We start from the raw sequence: 16193 nt of genomic DNA, 5'->3' as shown, positions 1-16193 counted from the left end.
GATCAGGCGCTGTTCTCGACGTCTTCGAGGTCGCTCGCGAGCGACGCCATCCCCTCCTCGGGGGACTGTTGCTGGGTGATGACGTTGCTGACGGCGCCGGAGATGAGCGACGATTCGTCGGGCCAGACGACGCTGACCGGCCGCGGGATGGCGTTCTCGCCGGCCACCCGGAGCGTGTCGAGGTACGGGCCCCAGGGGTCGACGTCGCCGACGTTCTCCTCGTCGAACAGCCGGCGGTCGCCGGTCAGGTAGCCGAGTTCGCTGAACTGGAACGCCCGGAAGCTCTCCTGCATGGTCGCCTCGATCACCTGGACCGCGGCCTCGATGTTCGACGAGTTGGGGTTGACGGTCAGGTGCCAGCCGCCGAGCGCCGAGGCGGTGCCGCCCATCCCCTCGTACTCGGCCTCGTCCTCGGAGACGGCGTACGGGATGGGCATCGCGCCCAGGTCCTCCGTCGAGAGGTCGTCCGACTCCTCGAAGGCCGCGGCGGCCTCGAAGATGCCGCTCGGCCAGTAGCGCAGGGCCACGGCGTCGCCGTCGTAGAACGGCGTCGCCGAGGGGCCCTCCGTCCACTCGAGGACTGCGTTGGGCGAGACCTGCTGGTAGCCGTCGAGCGCGTACTCGTCGTCACTGCCGTGGATGATCGTGCGGATCATCCGCAGCGCCTGGAGGACCGGCTCCTCCTCGACGGTGATCGGGCGGTCGCCGACGGGGCCGAAGAGGTTCTCACGGCTGCCGAAGTACGCGCCGCCCCACGAGGTCATGAACTCGTTGAACGTACAGCAGGAGAGCCCCTCGTAGTCGCTGCCCTGCCAGTTGAAGCCGTACTCGACGTCGGCCTGACTGTGGGTCTCGGCGACCATCTCGGAGAACTCCTGCCAGGTCATCGGCTCGGTCGCCCAGTTCTCCCCCTCCGGGTCGAAGCCGGCGTCCTCGACGAGGTCCCTGCGGTACTGGATCGTCGGGAAACCGACCTGCCACGGGACGCCGTACAGTCCGTCGTCGGGGCCGGTCGCCGTGCTGAGCGGCGCCTCGAAGTAGTTCTCCTCCATCATCGAGGTGGCTTCATCGGAGAGGTAGTCGTTCAGGTTCACGAGCTGGTCGCGGACGATGAAGGGGATCGTCCACCCGCTGTCCATCCGGAACACGTCCGGCGTCTCCCGTCCGGCGTTGATCCAGCTCTGGTACTGGTTTCGGACGTCCCCGGAGATCTCCGAGGTGGAGAGGAACTCGATCTCGATGTCCTGTGAGAGTCCGGCGTCGTACAGCGCGTCACGGGTGTCGTCGGCGCGGTCAGTGACGTTCGATGGCATCGCCAGTTCGACCGTCGCTCCCTCGCCGTCCCCGCCTCCGCCGCCGCCTCCACCGCCGTCTCCGTCTCCGTCGCCACCGTTCCCGTCGCCGTCCGTTCCATCACCCGACTCGCCGGGACAACCGGCCAACCCGACCGCCCCGGCGACGCCCACGGCTTTCACGAACCGGCGGCGGGAACTCGACGACGCGGACTCGCGCGCGTTCGACGACGTTGAGTCGTTCGACATACCACATATGTTACCTTGTGACAGACTAAGGTATAGTCCGCCAAACGCTGACACGTCCGCAATAGTTCCGGGTTACCGGCGCCCCCGGTGTCGAAACGGTCGCCGTCGCTTTGATGACGAGTCCCCGACATACGGTATGGAACTCGTCGGCCATCGTGGTTGCGCGGACCACGGTCCCGAGAACACGGCCCGAGCGTGTGCGGCGGCGGCCCGTCGCCTGCCCGCGGTCGAAGTCGACCTCCGCCGGTGTGGATCGGGCGAACTCGTCGCCGCACACGACGCTCGCGTCGACGGATTCACGGACGGGAGCGGTCGCGTCGCGGACCTGGACCTCGCGAGCCTGCGGGAACTGCGCGTCGACGGCTCCGAGGAACCGGTCGCCACGTTCGGCGAGATCCTCGACGCCGTCCCCGCCGACGTGACGCTCCACGTCGAACTCAAAGAACCCGGACTGTGGGCAGACGTGCGGGCCGCACTGGCCGAGCGCGGCGAGCCGGCCGTCCGACTCACCAGTTTCTCGGCGCCGGCGCTGGCCGAGATCGCCCGGTCGGACTGGGAGCCCGAGGTCGGGTGGCTGTTCGGCGACTACCCGGGCGCGAACCTGGACCTGGCGGCGGTGTTGGGCTGTGCGAACGTCCATCCGCACGCCCGACAGTGCCTCGACACGGACGTGGTCGCGCGCGCTCACGACGCCGGGTTCGGTGTCTACGCCTGGGGACTGGCCGAAGCGGCCGGCGACCCGTCGAACAGGGCCGCGACCGTCCGCGCGCTCGCCGAGCGCGGCGTCGACGGCGTCACGACCGACACGTGGGACCTCCCTCACCCGTAATACGTGGCTACGGTCGATAACACGATCCTACGGGGCGAAACCGACGACACGCTCAACTGAGCGACCGCCGAACGGGCGGCTATGCGACGTTTCTCGTCGATCCTCGCGCGACCGGAACACACCGGTGCCGACCGTTGCTGGCCCTGTACGACGGTGAATCTCCTCGTGCTCGCCGGAGCCTGTCTCGCCCTCGCAGTCGCCGTTTCACCGGCCGCGAGCGGGCTCCTGGCCGTCGTCGGGGCGGTCGCCGTCTGGCGCCGCGGGTATCTCGTCCCGTACACGCCGCGGTTCGCGCCTCGACTGGTCGAAGCGCTGCCGTGGGACCCCCTCCCGGCCAGCGCCGGCCACCAGCCCGCGTCGCGAGCGGCACCCGCCGACGCGTCCGGGGGCGGACGGTCGAAGTCGACCGGCCGCGGCGACGGCGACCGTGACGGGGACGAGACCGCCGAGCGAACGCCGGCGACGCTCGCCGACGCGACGACCGCGGACGCCGAGGCGGTGCTGTCCGACCTGATCGAGGCGGGCGTCGTGGACGCGACCGGCGACGACGTGCGACCGACGGACGCCTTCGAGCGGCGCTGGTGGGCGGCGATCCGGACGCTCCGGGAGCTATCGCCGGCAGACCTCGCCGCCGCGACGCTCGACGAGGCGCCCGCCGCGTCGACCGCGGCGGCGACGACCGAGCGCGGGCAGACCTACGTCGTGCTCTCGGACGGCTCCGGCGAACCCGCGGGCGAGGTGTGGCTCCGGCGGCCCGTCGCAGTCGCCGAGACGGCCGCCGCGCGGGCGCTGGCCGAGACGACCGACCTCGACCCCGGCCGGCGCGCCGTCGGCGCGCACGGGCTCGCCGTCTTCCTCGACACCTGTCCGGTCTGCGAGAGCGCCCTCGTCGAACGGAAAGCGGGCGGCTGTTGCGGCCCACCGCGAACCGACGCGGAGGGGCACCCGCTGCAGGCGCTCGTCTGCACGGCGTGTCGCGCGCAGTTCGCCGCCTTCGAGTGAGTTCGGCGGGATCCTTCGGGTATGACCCGCTACCTGCTCGCGACGGCGTCGGTCCACACGACCGCCGCGGCCGCGGACTACCTCGGCGACCGGCTCACCGCCGACGACGAGGTGGTCGTGGTGACCGTCTCGGAACCGGACCTGGACGAACGGGACGCCGGCGACGCGGCCAACGTCGCCCGGACGCGCCTGCTCCCCGCGACCGTCGAGGTGGTCGAACGAGAGGGCGAGCCTGTCGAAGAAATCCGCTCCGTTCTCGCCGAGCGCGACACTGACGTGCTCGTGACGGGCCCCCGACGGGGCGACCCCGAGGAGAGCGGCTCGGACGGTTCCGCGGACGGCGCCGTTCCCGGGTCGACAGTCCGCGCGCTCCTCGGGGCTGTAGACGTGCCCGTCGTGGTCGTGCCCCTGCCTGAGTTGTAGCCTATGCGTGGCCGTCGATCCAGCGACACCACGTCGGCGGCTTCGCCGCCTCTGTTTCGTTGCGGCTTCGCCGCAACGCTCGCCTCGAAGTCCTCTGCGCCGCACTGGTCGGCGATAGAGTGGAGTGTTCCGATCCGGACCTCGGAGTGCATCGGAACGTCTACGTTTCTGACCTCCCCGGTGTCGGCATTTTCGTACCGGAGTCGAACGTGGCTCCCGGACCGGGAGACCGGTTCGTATCCGAAATCAGTCAGGACCGCGATGATCTCCCGGCCGGAGAACGTCGTCCGCACCATCCGAAGTCAGCGGAGAAACTCCGGGAGCGACTCGTCGCCGTCGCGCTCGTCGGGGTCGACGCCGAGTTCCTCTCGCAGGAACTCGTCAGGGTTCTCGATGGGCTCACCGCCGCCCTCGTGAAGTTCGAGCACCTCCGCCAGTTGTGCGAGCGCCTCTGCACGACTGGCACCACCCCGAGCGAGCCCCGTTTCGAGGTCCCGGGCGGTGATCGTTCCGTCGTCCTCGCAGACGAACTCCACGCCGTCGGGACCGTCGCCCTCCGGGTCGTCGGTCGCACTTGCCATACGTCGACGTTGCCCGGTCTCGGCGATAAACCTTCGCCCGCACGTCGCCACCAGCTACGCGTTCACAGCCGGTCGAGGACGGCGTCGGCGTCGTAGTTGAGCGTCAGCTCGCGGGAGCGCCCGCGCCCGTCGACGTCGGCGTAGCGGGCGTCGATGATCCCCAGCTGATCGAGCTTGTTCGTCACTTCGGAGTAGCGGGTGTAGCCCAGCCCGGTCTCGTCGTTGAACACGTCGTAGATGTCGCCGGCGCGCTTGCCGTCGTGTTCGGCGATCACTTCGAGGAGGGCGCTCTCGGACTCCGAGAGCTCCTGCAAGCGCCGGGAGAGGTGGACGTACTTCGACTTGTCGTAGGCCTCCTCGACGTCCTGCATCTCGATCTCCCGGCTGGCGCGCATCTCGGCGTTGAGCCCGGCGCGCCGGAGGAGGTCGATACCGACCCGGAGGTCCCCGCCCTGCTCCTCGGTGTACTCCGCGGCCAGGTCGAGGACGGGCGCGCTCATCACGCCCTCGTGGAACCCCCGGTCCACGCGCTCCTGCAGGATGTCGACGATCTCCGGCTGGTCGTAGTTCGGGAAGTAGACGTCCTCGGGCCGGAAGACGCTCTGGACGCGCGTGTCGAGTTCGTCGATCACGTCCAGGTCGAGGTCCGAGGAGATACAGAGGACGCCGATCTTCGCGCCGCCCTGCTCCTCGTGGGCGCGCAACAGCGAGTACAGCGTGTCGGAGGCCTCGTCCTCGTAGAAGAGGTAGTTCACGTCGTCGAGCGCCACGGCCAGGACGCGGTCGTCGGCGACCAGCTGGTCGGTGATCTGCGAGAACAGCTTCTTGAACGAGATGCCCGAGGAGGGCGGCTCGTAGTCGAACACGCCCTCGAACAGCCGCGAGAACACGGAGTAGCGCGTCGAGTTCACCTGGCAGTTCACCCGCACCGTCTTCACGTCGGTCTGGGCGCGCAACTCGCCGAACATCTTCTGGACGGCGGTGGTCTTGCCGGTGCCGGGCGGCCCGCGCGCGACGACGTTCAGCGGCCGAGAGCCCCGGACGGCGGGGCGCAGCGCGTACTTCAGCGTCTCCATCTGCGTGTCGCGGTGGAGAAACGTCTCCGGCAGGTAGTCGATCTCGAAGACGTGTTCGTCGCGGAACACCGATTCGTCCCACGACAGCATCCCCTCCTCGGGGTCCTCCGTCATTACTTTCACCACGCTCCGCGCACCACTTAACCGTTTGCCAGTCGGGGCGAAAGTGGAACGCGTTCCGTCGGAAGCGGTACGTTTCCGAAACTGCACCGTCGAAAACTGGCCGACGTCTCGTGAAATCGCTGCGACCGCCCCGGCGGCGACCACCCCGTCTTCACCCCGGAGCGAAAGTGGAGCGGCCGCGATTCGGCTCGGTGGAGGAGGGGTGAGCGCTCGGAGCGGGTCGGCCGGCGCCTGTCGCGCCCGATGGACTGAAGTCCGGGCCGAGCGACGCTCCGTCGAGACCGATATGGACGCGACCGAGGCGACGCTGTGTCATCCCATCGTCGACGGGGAACTGCTGTTGATCCGCAAGCAGCGCGGCCTGGGCGCCGGGAAACTCGTGGGACCGGGTGGGAAGGTCGAGGCCGACGAGACGGTCCGCGAGGCGGCGCGGCGGGAGGTCCGCGAGGAGTTGCGGGTGGAGCCCACGGGAGTTGTCAAGCGCGGCGAGTTCGACTTTCACTTTCGGGACCGCGAGGCCGAACGGAGTGAGGCCTCGGCCGGAGCGAGCGGGGACGAAGGACCCGCGAGCGGCGAGGTCGACAGCGATTCGATGCACGTCCACGTGTTCGCCGCCGACGGCATCGAGGGCGAGCCCGAGGCGACCGAGGAGGCGGTGCCGGAGTGGTGGGCCGTGGACGAGGTGCCCTACGACGAGATGTGGGTCGACGACAGGGTGTGGCTGCCGCATCTCGTCGACGGGGAGACGTTCGTAGGGGAGTTCGTACTGAGCGACGACGGCGAGTCGCTGGTTCGCTACGAGATGACTGTCGGCGTCGAGTTCGAGTGAGTGGCCGCGGCGAATCGTCCGAGACCAGCATGCCAGCCTGTCCCGTTCACGCGGGCGGTTCGGTGACGTTGGTCTGCCCGCGGTGGGCGTCGAGCCAGGTCCGGTACCGCTCGGGGCTGACGACGTGGACCGTCCCGTCCATCCGCGAGTGGCCCTCGCCGCAGAACTCCGTGCAGTACAGCCGGTGAGTCCCGGTCGCGGTCGGACGGGCCAGCGCGGTCGTCTCCTGGCCGGGGAAGGCGTCCTGCTTGAGGCCGAACGCCGGGACGAACAGGGAGTGGACCACGTCTTCGGACGATATGCGGAGATACACGTCGGTGCCGTTCGGCACGACCAGCAGCGCCCGCGTCGTGACGTCGGCCTCGGGGTAGTGCATCTGCCAGCTCCACTGATAGGCGACCACCTCGACGGTCGTCGCCTCGTCGGGAGTCCCCTCGACGGCGGGGCCGGCGTCCGCGGTGGCGGAGATGTACGGGCTCCCGAGGACGACGTACGCGGAGAAGCCGGCGAACACCAGGATGACTGCCGTCGCCGCCGTCCAGGTGATCTCCAGGGTCGGGTCCGACGCCGTCGGCTTCGGGTCGTCGTTGTCGCGGAAGCGGACGACGGCGGTGACGAGAATCACCTCGACCAGGAGGGCGAGCGGGAGCGCGACGTAGAGCAACTGCACGTTCAGATCGTCGAACAGTTGCCGGCCGACCGACTGGGCCGCCGCCGGCGTCGACAGCACCAGCACCGCCACCCATCCGAAACAGAGGACGCACGCCGCTCTGTGCCGGTCCATGTTTCGAGTCAACGCATAGCACGCCAATAGTGTTATCGGACAGACTGGTTTTATTATCGTTCCGGGCGTCACGTGCGGACATGGGACGTGGCGTGGTACCACTCCGCAACACCTCCTCGACGGAGGTGAGTCGCCGGTGGCGATGAACCGCGCACTCGTCGAGGTCGTCGCGCTCTGTGCGGTCCTGTCGGGGGTCGCGCTCGTCTACTGGCAGCCGTGGCGCCGGGCGGGCCGCGAACCCGACGGCGGGTATCCGCCGCGGCGTCGCGTCGTCGTCGACGCCGACGTGATCAAATCACAGGTACTCCGGTGGCTGACGACGACGAACCACCGCGACATCGGCCTGCTGTACATCGCGCTGGGGACCGTCGCCGCGCTGTGGGGCGGGATCGACGGCATGATGCTCCGGACGGAACTGCTCACCCCCGCGGCCGACATCTGGTCCGAGCGGACCTACAACGCCCTCTTCACCATGCACGGGCTGACGATGCTGTTTTTCTTCGTCACGCCCGTCTTCTTCGGCCTCGGGAACTACTTCCTGCCGCTGGTGCTCGGCGCCGACGACATGGCCTTCCCGCGACTGAACGCCATCGGGTTCTGGCTGCTCCCGCCGGCGCTGGTTCTCGCCCGCGCGGGCCTGTTCGCGCAGGTAACCGCGCAGGCGCTCGGGGCCGTCGGCGTCGGCGAACTCGCCAGCGCCGCCGCGACGCTTGAGGAGGTGTCCGTCGGGTGGACGCTGTACACGCCGCTGTCCGCGACGACGGCGAACCCACAGATCGACCTCCTGCTGCTCGGCCTCCACCTCAGCGGCATCGCGACGACCATCGGCGCGATCAACTTCATCGTCACCATCGTCTACGAGCGCGCGGAGGGCGTCACGTGGGCGAATCTCGACATCTTCTCGTGGAACATGCTGACCACCAGCGGGCTGATCGTCTTCGCGTTCCCGCTGCTGGGGAGCGCCGTCGTGATGCTCCTGCTCGACCGCAACCTCGGGACGACCTTCTTCGCCGTCGACGGCGGGTCACCGATGCTCTGGCAGCACCTGTTCTGGTTCTTCGGCCACCCCGAGGTGTACATCATCTTCCTCCCGGCGACGGGGCTGATGAGCACCATCCTCCCGAAGTTCGTCGGCCGCAAACTGTTCGGCTTCCGCTTCATCGTCTACTCGACGCTGGCCATCGGCGTCATGAGCTTCGGCGTCTGGGCGCATCACATGTTCACGACGACCATGGACCCGCGCCTCCAGTCGAGCTTCATGGCCGTCTCCATCGCCATCGCCGTTCCCTCGGCGATCAAGGTGTTCAACTGGCTGACGACGATGTGGGACGGCGACGTCAGGGTCACCGCACCGCTCGTCCTCTGTGTCTCCGCCATCGGCGTGTTCGTCGTCGGCGGCGTCACCGGCGTCTTCCTCGCAGCGGTCCCCGTCGACGTCGTCTACCACGGCACCTACTACGTCGTCGGCCACTTCCACCTCATCCTCATGGGGATCATCCCGTTCATGATGTTCGCGGCCAGTTACTACTGGTACCCCATCCTGACGGGACGGCTCTACGACCGGAAACTCGCGCTGTTCCAGTCGGGGCTGCTCGTGTTCGGCGTCGTCGTCACCTTCGGAACCCTGCTCGTGCTGGGGCTGCTCGAACTCCCGCGGCGGTACGCCAACTACCCGGCCGCGTACGCGCCGCTCCAGCAGGCGGCGACCATCGGCGCCTACGTTATCGGGCTGAGCGTCCTGCTGTGGCTCTACAACATGGTCTGGTCGGCTCGCTTCGGCGAACCGGTCGCCGACGCCGACCCCTGGGACCTCAAGGAGACCGACCAGTTCACCCGCGAGTGGCAGTGGTTCGAGCGCCGCCTCGAATCGCGGTACGCCATCGAGACGCCCGAACCCGAGGAGACGCGGCCGTCGGCGACGACGACGGCCGAGCGCGGGAGCCCGGCCGTCCTCGGGCAGTTCTCGGACACCGTCGGCCTCTTCCTTGAGGACGCGGGGTTCGCGGCGGCCGGCGGGGTCGTCGGCCTCGTGTTGATGGCACCGGTGCTGGTCGTCGCCGTCGTCATCGGCCTTCTCGACCCCGCGGCGTTCGCGGAACTGTCGGAACTGGTCGGCCTCGACGCCTCGCTCGCCGTGGGCGTCGGGCTGTTCGTCGTCGGCGGCGTCCTGACCTGGCCGCTGCTGTACGGTGCGATGTCGGGCTTCCTGCCCGGTCGCTACGAGTTCGTCACGGGCATCTGGTTCGCGTCCATCGCCGCACCGGGGTTCGCGGTCGCGTTCTACACCGGGCAGTCCGACCTGGCTCTCGTCGGCTACCTCGTCTTCACCGTCGTCGCCCACTGGGCCTACGGCTTCGGCCTCGGCTTCACCTTCGGATCCCTCACCGCGCGGTGGCACCAGGACCGATGACCGGACCGACCGACTCCACCGACCCGGACGCCCCCGGCGGGAGCGACCGGCGGAGCACGGCCGCCCCCGGCGACGCCGGCGACGCGGCCGAGGACGACTCCTTCGCCGAGTCGCGGTTCCTGACCTACGTCATCCCCTTCGCCGGGTCGCTGCTCATCGCGGTCGGCATCGGCGCGGGGGTGGTCGGCGGCTACGCACCGCTCCAGCAGGAACTGGGCCTGTGCGGCGCGCCGACGGTCACCGTCCACACCGCCGCAGAGACGGTCGAGCTGACCGACGACGAGACGCTCGAACTGCCGGAACTGGCGTTCGAGGAGCTCACGCCCGCGGAGCAGGCGGCCGTCGAGGAGGCCCGGTCGGACCCGCAACGGGAGGGGGCGGTCCGCGGCGAGTTCGCTCACCGCGAGGCCTTCGAGAGCGGCGTGTTGATACGCCAGGACGGGGAGACGCGGTACGCGACGCTCACCTCGAACAACCGGTGTGCCTCGGTCGACCCGCTATTGTTCCCGCTGGGCGTCGCCGCCATCCTGCTGGGCGTCGTCTGGATCCTCGCGCCCCCGATGTACCGCCGGCTCGCGGCCGTCGAGCAGGGGGCCTGAGACCACCACTCACACCGACGCGCCGACGTACAGGACGACGACGAGGAAGACCCAGACGGCGTCGACGAAGTGCCAGTACAGCGAGACGGTCACCACCGCGGTGTCGCGCTCGGGGCCGAAGTGCCCGCGGCGGGCGCGCACGGCCAGCAGCCCGAGCAACACGACGCCGAGGGAGACGTGCAGGCCGTGCAGGCCCGTCAGCCCGTAGAAGGCGCTCGCGAAGACGCCGTCGGTGAGCGTGAATCCCTCCTCGACGACGAAGGTGAAGTACTCGTAGGCCTGCCCCGCGACGAAGAGGACGCCCGCGAGCAGCGTCACGCCCAGTAGCGTCTCGAAGCGGCGGCGCTCGCCCTCGTGCAGGGCGTGGTGGGCGTAGTGGAGCGTGACGCTGCTGGCGAGCAGGACCAGCGTGTTGACCGCCACGAGCGAGGTCAACAGGTGCGGGAGTTCGGCGGGCGGCCACGTCCCCGCCCGGACGAAGAAGTAGTAGACGAACCCGGCGGCGAACGTCGCGAGATCCGTCGCCAGGAAGACGACCATCGTCGCCCGGTACTTGATCCGGTTCGCGTCGTCTGTCGGGTAGTCCGTGACGCCCCGCGCCAGGTAGCCGTCGAGGAACGCCTCGTCGGTCCACCCGAGTAACCCGACGACGAGTCCGACGGTGCCGGCGACGGCGACGGCGAGTCCGAGCGCCGTCGGCACCATCGGGACCGACTCCGAGACGAAGACCAGCGCGACCCCGACGTAGAGCGCGGCCGCTCCCGCGGCACCGATCACCGGCCAGCGGCTGCGCTCGTGGTGCTCGTCGCGGTCGTGTACGGCATCGGAGGCCTCCACCGAGTCCGCCATCCGTTGCCGGCATCGTAGGGCCGCCGACGTGAAATATCTGTGTCGCCGAGCCGGACAGTCGCGGCGTCGCCCGACCACTCGAGTGCGCGTCGCTCGTCGCCGTCAGCCGTGGACTCACAGGGGCGAGCGGCCCGGTCGCGTCGACAGCGGTCGACGGCGGGCGGTGGAGGGGGTCACTCCTGCCGGGGGTTGGTGACGCCCGAGAGCCGGACCGCGTAGGCGTGGTCGTGGTCGGGTCGTTCCGGGAGCGAGACGACGAGCGCGTCGTCGCGCAGCGTCGCGGACGCCTCGGCGTCGCCGTCGCCGGTCAGCAGCGCCGCGTCGGGCGCGTCGGCGAGCGAGACGTGGGCCGGGACCGAGAGTTCGAGGCGGTCGCCGGGCCACTCGAGGGCGATCGCGAACAGGTCACCGTCGCGCCACGTGTATCGGATCTGTGTCTCGCCGTCGTCGTCCGCCGAGACGACCCAGGGCCTGGTTCCGAAGATCGCGGTGCCGTTGACCGCGAGCCAGTCGCCCAGTGCCGCCAGCCGCTCGCGCTGGATCTCGGGGATCGTGCCGTCGGCTCTGGGACCGACGTTCAGGAGGAGGTTGCCGTTCTTCGAGACGACGTCGACGAACGAGCGGACGAGTTCGACGGGAGCGAGATGGTCCTCCTCGTCTTCCACCTGGTTGTACCCGAACGAGTGACCGATGCCGCGGGTCGCCTCCCAGGGGTCGTCGCGGATCTCGTCGTACGTGTAGTACTCCGGCGTCTCGAAGTCGCCGTGGGTCACGTCGTCGCTGTCGTCCTCGGCCAGGGGGCCCCCGATCGAGTCCGTCGACGCGCGGTCGTTGACCGCCACTTCCTTGCCCCACTGCTCGGCCGCGTTGTAGTAGTCGGCGACGAGTTCCTTCGCTTCGAGGTGGTCGCTGTGGGCTTTGGGTACGTCGAACCACAGCAGGTCCGGCCGGTACTTCCGGATCAGTTCCCGGTGTTTGGCGTTCATGAAGTCGACGTACTCCGGGCCGGGACCTGCGTCGTCGTCGAACGGGTGCCCCGCCGCGAAGTCGGGGTGGCCGAACTGGCCCTCGAACCCGGGCTGGTAGTAGTTGAAGTTGGCGTGGTAGGACGCCGCGAACCGGAGGTCGCGTTCCCGGACCGCCTCGCAGAGGTCGCCGACGAGGTCGCGTTCGGGCCCGCTGGTCGCGGCGGTGTGGCTGGCGTAGTGGGAGTCCCACAGCGGGTAGCCGTCGTGGTGTTCCGCGGTCAGGACGACGTATCCAGCGCCCACGTCGGCGAAGAAGTCCGCCCAGCGGCCGGGGTCCCAGTCCTCGGCGGTGAACTCCTCGGCGAAGTCGATGTACTCCACGTCTTCGCCGTACGTCTCGCGGTGGTACTCCCGGGTCGGCGACCCGTCCTCGTACATGTAGTAGGGGTACCACTCGGCGTACGGGGAGGCGTCCTCGCCGCCGATGTCCGCGTCGGGCGGCGCCCACGCGGGGACCGAGTAGAGCCCCCAGTGGACGAAGATGCCGAGTTTCGCGTCGCGGAACCACTCGGGGACCTCGTGGGCGTCCAGCGACTCCCACGTCGGTTCGTAGTTCGACATGCGCGTAGCCCCGTCACTCGATCGCAAATAGCTTGCGACACGTTCCCACGCCGTCCGCAGTCCGTGGACCCGGCCACCGCGTCGCCGACTGTGAGGCGGACGCTCTGCTCAGTGGGGCCGGTCGTCGCGACCACGTAATCGAAGTTTCCAAGAGCGTCGGGCGGGTTCGTCACTGTATGAGCACGGACGACGCCGACGGAGACGGGGACGCCGCGGCCCGCACGGAGCGGTTCGCGGACGTGCCCGACCAGTACGACCCGGACGCGGTCGAGGACCGCGTCTTCGACTACTGGGACGCCGTCGACGCCTACGAGCAGACGGTCGAGCACCGATCCGAGGGCGAGGACTACTTCTTCGTCGACGGCCCGCCGTACACCTCCGGGTCCGCCCACATGGGCACCACCTGGAACAAGACGCTGAAGGACTGCTACATCCGCTACCTCCGCATGCAGGGCTACGACGTGACCGACCGGCCGGGCTACGACATGCACGGCCTGCCCATCGAGACGCGCGTCGAGGAGCGCCTGGACTTCGAGAACAAGAAGGACATCGAGGAGTTCGGCGAGCAGAACTTCATCGACGAGTGCAAGGCCTACGCCGACGAGCAGCTCGAAGGGCTCCAGGCGGACTTCAAGTCCTTCGGCGTCTGGATGGACTGGGACGACCCGTACAAGACGGTCACGCCGGAGTACATGGAAGCGGCGTGGTGGGGCTTCGAGCAGGCCCACCAGCGCGGCCTCGTCGAGCAGGGCCAGCGCTCCATCTCCCAGTGCCCGCGCTGCGAGACCGCCATCGCCAACAACGAGGTCGAGTACGAGGACGTCGAGGACCCCTCGATCTACGTCAAGTTCGACCTCGAAGACCGGGACGGATACCTCGTCATCTGGACAACGACGCCGTGGACCATCCCCGCCAACACGTTCGTCGCCGTCGACGGCGAGGGGAGTTACGTCGGCGTCGACGCCACGAAGGACGGCGAGACCGAACGGCTGTACGTCGCCGAGGCGAAGGTCGACAGCGTGCTCTCGACCGGGCGCTACGACGACTACGAGGTCGTCGAGGAGCTGACCGGCGAGGACCTAGTGGGCTGGAGCTACGAGCACCCGCTCCGCGAGGAAGTGCCCGACGCGCCCAGCGGCGAGGGCGCGCTGGAGGTCTACACCGGCGACTACGTCGACACCGAGGGCGAGGGCACGGGGCTCGTCCACTCCGCGCCGGGTCACGGTGAGGAGGACTTCGAGCGCGGCACCGAACTCGGACTGGACATCTTCTGTCCCGTCGGCGCCGACGGCGTCTACGACGACAGCGCCGGCGCGTACGCCGGCGAGTTCGTCAAGGACGCGGATCGGGACATCATGGACGACCTCGAGGACAACGGCGCGCTCCTCGCCGAGCAGACCACGTCTCACAGTTACGGGCACTGCTGGCGCTGTGACACGGGGATCATCCAGATCGTCACCGACCAGTGGTTCATCACGGTCACCGACATCAAAGAGGAACTCCTCGCGAACATCGAGGACTCCGAGTGGTACCCGCAGTGGGCCCGCGACAACCGCTTCCGCGACTTCGTCGAGGACGCGCCCGACTGGAACGTCTCCCGACAGCGCTACTGGGGCATCCCGATCCCGATCTGGATCCCGAGCGACGACTGGGACGGGAGCATGGAGCAGGCCATCGTCGTCGGTGACCGCGAGGAGCTCGCAGAGCGGGTCGATCAGGAGATCGATCCCGACAGCGTCGACCTCCACAAGGACACCGTCGACGACCTGACGATCACCGAAGACGGGACGACCTACGAGCGCGTCCCGGACGTGTTCGACGTGTGGCTGGACTCCTCGGTCGCGACGTGGGGCACGCTGAACTACCCCGAAGACGAGAGCCGATTCGACGAGCTGTGGCCCGCCGACCTCATCATGGAGGCCCACGACCAGACCCGCGGGTGGTTCTGGTCGCAACTCGGGATGTCCACCGCCGCGACCGGCGAGATCCCGTACAAGCAGGTCCTGATGCACGGCTACGCCAACATGCCCGACGGTCGCGGCATGTCCAAGTCGAAGGGCATCCTCGTGGACCCCCACGAGGTCATCGACGAGTACGGCGTCGACCCGATGCGCCTGTTCCTGCTCTCGGTCACCGCGCAGGGCGAGGACATGAACTTCTCCTGGGACGAGACCCAGGAGATGCAGCGCCGCCTCAACATCCTCTGGAACGTCGCGCGCTTCCCGCTCCCGTACATGCGCGCCGACGACTTCGACCCCGACGCGGTCTCGCTGGCGGACGTCGAAGACGACCTCGAACTCGTCGACGAGTGGGTGCTCTCCCGGCTCCAGACGGTGGAGGCGGAGATGACCGACGCGATGGAGGAGTTCGAGAACGGCCGCGCGGTCAACACCCTCATCGACTTCGTCGTCGAGGACGTCTCCCGGTTCTACGTGCAGGTGGTCCGCGAGCGCATGTGGGACGAGTCGGACTCCCCGAGCAAGCGCGCGGCCTACACCACGCTCTACACCGTCCTCGAAGAAGTCGCGACGCTGTTCGCGCCGTTCACGCCCTTCGTCGCCGAGGAAGTGTACGGCTCCCTGACCGGTGACGCCGGGCACCCGACGGTCCACATGTGCGACTGGCCCGAGGCCGACGACCAGTGGCGCGACGTGGGCCTCGAGCAGGACGTCGAGATCGTCCGCGCCGTCGAGGAAGCGGGGTCGAACGCCCGCCAGCAGGCCGAACGCAAGCTCCGCTGGCCGGTCAAACGCGTCGTCGTCGACGTCGACGACGTGGGCGAGGCCGACGCCACCGACGTGGCCGGGACGGTCGACCTCCGCGCGGACATGCTAGCCGACCGGCTCAACGCTCGCGAGATCGAGGTCGTCGGCCCCGACGGCGAGTGGGGCGAACTCACCTACTCCGCCGAGGCGGACATGAGCCTCCTCGGACCGGCGTTCGGCGACGACGCCGGTCGCGTCATGGGCGCGCTCAACGACGCCCGCGTGGCCGAGCCGACCGTCGAAGCGCTCGAATCGGCGGTCGCCACCGCCCTCGACGAACCGGTCGACCTCGACGAGGAGATGGTCGAGTTCGTCCGTCACACGCCCGACGGTGTCGCCGGCGCGGAGTTCCAGGCGCTCGACGGCGAGGGCGTCGTCTACGTCGACACCACGCTCACCGAGGACATCGAGAGCGAGGGGTACGCCCGCGAGGTCATCCGCCGCGTCCAGGAGATGCGAAAGGAGCTCGAACTGGACATGGAGGAGCCGATCCGCCTGGAGTACGACGTGCAGGACGACCGCATCGCCGACCTCGTCTCGGAACACGAGGCCCTCATCGCCGACGAGGTCCGCGCCGAGGAGGTCGGTGCGGTCTCGGACGGCCACCGCAAGACCTGGGACGTCGAGGAGATCGAGGTGGAGATAGCGATCGAACCGCTGGCGGCCGCGGAAGCGTCGGACTGAGCGGTCCGAGAGCCGGCGGCCGAACCGGCGTCGCGGCCACCGCCGACCTGTCGCCGATGGGAGAGAGTTCTTCGAGTATCGGAAGCCCTTTTTACGCATACGGTAACCG

The 16193-nt window shown here is 68.9% G+C and carries 13 protein-coding genes and 1 pseudogene; 7 read left to right on the top strand and 7 right to left on the bottom strand.

The annotated features are described in order from the left end of the window. Nucleotides 1–2 precede the first annotated feature (2 nt). Nucleotides 3–1541 carry an extracellular solute-binding protein gene (locus tag D1409_RS10320; protein WP_164471632.1) on the bottom strand — a complete coding sequence of 513 codons (1539 nt, stop codon included), beginning with the start codon at nt 1539–1541 and terminating at the stop codon, nt 3–5. Nucleotides 1542–1677: 136 nt separating this feature from the next. Between D1409_RS10320 and D1409_RS10315 the strand changes: the two genes are divergently transcribed. The 3 genes from D1409_RS10315 to D1409_RS10305 all read left to right on the top strand — a co-directional run bounded on the left by D1409_RS10315 (nt 1678) and on the right by D1409_RS10305 (nt 3795). Continuing rightward, nucleotides 1678–2370 (top strand): glycerophosphodiester phosphodiesterase, encoded by a 693-nt coding sequence (locus tag D1409_RS10315; RefSeq protein ID WP_123536746.1) that lies wholly within the window; start codon nt 1678–1680, stop codon nt 2368–2370. An 81-nt stretch (nt 2371–2451) separates the two neighbouring features. Continuing rightward, nucleotides 2452–3372 carry a hypothetical protein gene (locus D1409_RS10310; RefSeq protein WP_123536744.1) on the top strand — a complete coding sequence of 307 codons (921 nt, stop codon included), beginning with the start codon at nt 2452–2454 and terminating at the stop codon, nt 3370–3372. Between the two features lie 21 nt (nt 3373–3393). Next, nucleotides 3394–3795 carry a universal stress protein gene (locus tag D1409_RS10305; protein ID WP_123536741.1) on the top strand — a complete coding sequence of 134 codons (402 nt, stop codon included), beginning with the start codon at nt 3394–3396 and terminating at the stop codon, nt 3793–3795. Between the two features lie 80 nt (nt 3796–3875). Here D1409_RS10305 and D1409_RS10300 read toward each other — a convergent pair. From D1409_RS10300 to D1409_RS10290, 3 genes and pseudogenes are all read right to left on the bottom strand, one after another. Next, nucleotides 3876–4091: pseudogene (locus D1409_RS10300) on the bottom strand (type II toxin-antitoxin system HicA family toxin); the annotation flags it as partial. 6 nt (nt 4092–4097) lie between these two features. Beyond that, nucleotides 4098–4376: a type II toxin-antitoxin system HicB family antitoxin gene (locus D1409_RS10295; protein ID WP_123536739.1), complete on the bottom strand. Its 279-nt coding sequence runs from the start codon at nt 4374–4376 to the stop codon at nt 4098–4100. Between the two features lie 62 nt (nt 4377–4438). After that, nucleotides 4439–5566: an ORC1-type DNA replication protein gene (locus D1409_RS10290; RefSeq protein WP_123536738.1), complete on the bottom strand. Its 1128-nt coding sequence runs from the start codon at nt 5564–5566 to the stop codon at nt 4439–4441. 295 nt (nt 5567–5861) lie between these two features. Between D1409_RS10290 and D1409_RS10285 the strand changes: the two genes are divergently transcribed. Further along, on the top strand, nt 5862–6404 hold the full coding sequence (locus tag D1409_RS10285) for an 8-oxo-dGTP diphosphatase (RefSeq protein ID WP_123536735.1): 543 nt from the start codon (nt 5862–5864) through the stop codon (nt 6402–6404). A 46-nt stretch (nt 6405–6450) separates the two neighbouring features. Here D1409_RS10285 and coxB read toward each other — a convergent pair whose 3' ends face one another. Beyond that, nucleotides 6451–7188 carry a cytochrome c oxidase subunit II gene (gene coxB / locus D1409_RS10280; RefSeq protein ID WP_123536733.1) on the bottom strand — a complete coding sequence of 246 codons (738 nt, stop codon included), beginning with the start codon at nt 7186–7188 and terminating at the stop codon, nt 6451–6453. Nucleotides 7189–7330: 142 nt separating this feature from the next. Here coxB and D1409_RS10275 point away from each other — a divergent pair, with 142 nt between their 5' ends. Next, on the top strand, nt 7331–9598 hold the full coding sequence (locus D1409_RS10275) for a DUF6789 family protein (protein WP_123536731.1): 2268 nt from the start codon (nt 7331–7333) through the stop codon (nt 9596–9598). Continuing rightward, nucleotides 9595–10197, top strand: coding sequence for a hypothetical protein (locus D1409_RS10270; protein WP_206425022.1), 603 nt, complete (start codon nt 9595–9597; stop codon nt 10195–10197). Before D1409_RS10275 ends, D1409_RS10270 begins: the two co-directional genes overlap by 4 nt. 9 nt (nt 10198–10206) lie before the next feature. Here D1409_RS10270 and D1409_RS10265 read toward each other — a convergent pair whose 3' ends face one another. Together D1409_RS10265 and D1409_RS10260 are read right to left on the bottom strand one after the other, a co-directional pair. Next, nucleotides 10207–11046, bottom strand: a complete 840-nt coding sequence (locus D1409_RS10265; protein WP_123536729.1) for a cytochrome c oxidase subunit 3 — start codon at nt 11044–11046, stop codon at nt 10207–10209. Between the two features lie 173 nt (nt 11047–11219). Next, nucleotides 11220–12635 carry an alpha-L-fucosidase gene (locus tag D1409_RS10260; protein ID WP_123536727.1) on the bottom strand — a complete coding sequence of 472 codons (1416 nt, stop codon included), beginning with the start codon at nt 12633–12635 and terminating at the stop codon, nt 11220–11222. A gap of 176 nt (nt 12636–12811) precedes the next feature. On the opposite strand from D1409_RS10260, the gene ileS reads away from it, so the two are divergent. Continuing rightward, nucleotides 12812–16084 carry an isoleucine--tRNA ligase gene (gene ileS / locus D1409_RS10255; protein ID WP_123536725.1) on the top strand — a complete coding sequence of 1091 codons (3273 nt, stop codon included), beginning with the start codon at nt 12812–12814 and terminating at the stop codon, nt 16082–16084. Nucleotides 16085–16193: the final 109 nt, after the last annotated feature.

The sequence above is a fragment of the Halosimplex salinum genome, assembly GCF_003730195.1.
In the GTDB taxonomy this organism is placed as follows: domain Archaea; phylum Halobacteriota; class Halobacteria; order Halobacteriales; family Haloarculaceae; genus Halosimplex; species Halosimplex salinum.
Note: the sequence above shows the minus strand (reverse complement) of the source record. Positions and strands in the feature narration are given on the sequence as shown.

Bases quoted from the DNA above. Each gene is read 5' to 3' on its own strand.
- D1409_RS10320 (WP_164471632.1), bottom strand. From the start codon at position 1,541: ATGTCGAACGACTCAACGTCGTCGAACGCGCGCGAGTCCGCGTCGTCG.
- D1409_RS10315 (WP_123536746.1), top strand. From the start codon at position 1,678: ATGGAACTCGTCGGCCATCGTGGTTGCGCGGACCACGGTCCCGAGAAC.
- D1409_RS10310 (WP_123536744.1), top strand. From the start codon at position 2,452: ATGCGACGTTTCTCGTCGATCCTCGCGCGACCGGAACACACCGGTGCC.
- D1409_RS10305 (WP_123536741.1), top strand. From the start codon at position 3,394: ATGACCCGCTACCTGCTCGCGACGGCGTCGGTCCACACGACCGCCGCG.
- D1409_RS10295 (WP_123536739.1), bottom strand. From the start codon at position 4,376: ATGGCAAGTGCGACCGACGACCCGGAGGGCGACGGTCCCGACGGCGTG.
- D1409_RS10290 (WP_123536738.1), bottom strand. From the start codon at position 5,566: ATGACGGAGGACCCCGAGGAGGGGATGCTGTCGTGGGACGAATCGGTG.
- D1409_RS10285 (WP_123536735.1), top strand. From the start codon at position 5,862: ATGGACGCGACCGAGGCGACGCTGTGTCATCCCATCGTCGACGGGGAA.
- coxB (WP_123536733.1), bottom strand. From the start codon at position 7,188: ATGGACCGGCACAGAGCGGCGTGCGTCCTCTGTTTCGGATGGGTGGCG.
- D1409_RS10275 (WP_123536731.1), top strand. From the start codon at position 7,331: ATGAACCGCGCACTCGTCGAGGTCGTCGCGCTCTGTGCGGTCCTGTCG.
- D1409_RS10270 (WP_206425022.1), top strand. From the start codon at position 9,595: ATGACCGGACCGACCGACTCCACCGACCCGGACGCCCCCGGCGGGAGC.
- D1409_RS10265 (WP_123536729.1), bottom strand. From the start codon at position 11,046: ATGGCGGACTCGGTGGAGGCCTCCGATGCCGTACACGACCGCGACGAG.
- D1409_RS10260 (WP_123536727.1), bottom strand. From the start codon at position 12,635: ATGTCGAACTACGAACCGACGTGGGAGTCGCTGGACGCCCACGAGGTC.
- ileS (WP_123536725.1), top strand. From the start codon at position 12,812: ATGAGCACGGACGACGCCGACGGAGACGGGGACGCCGCGGCCCGCACG.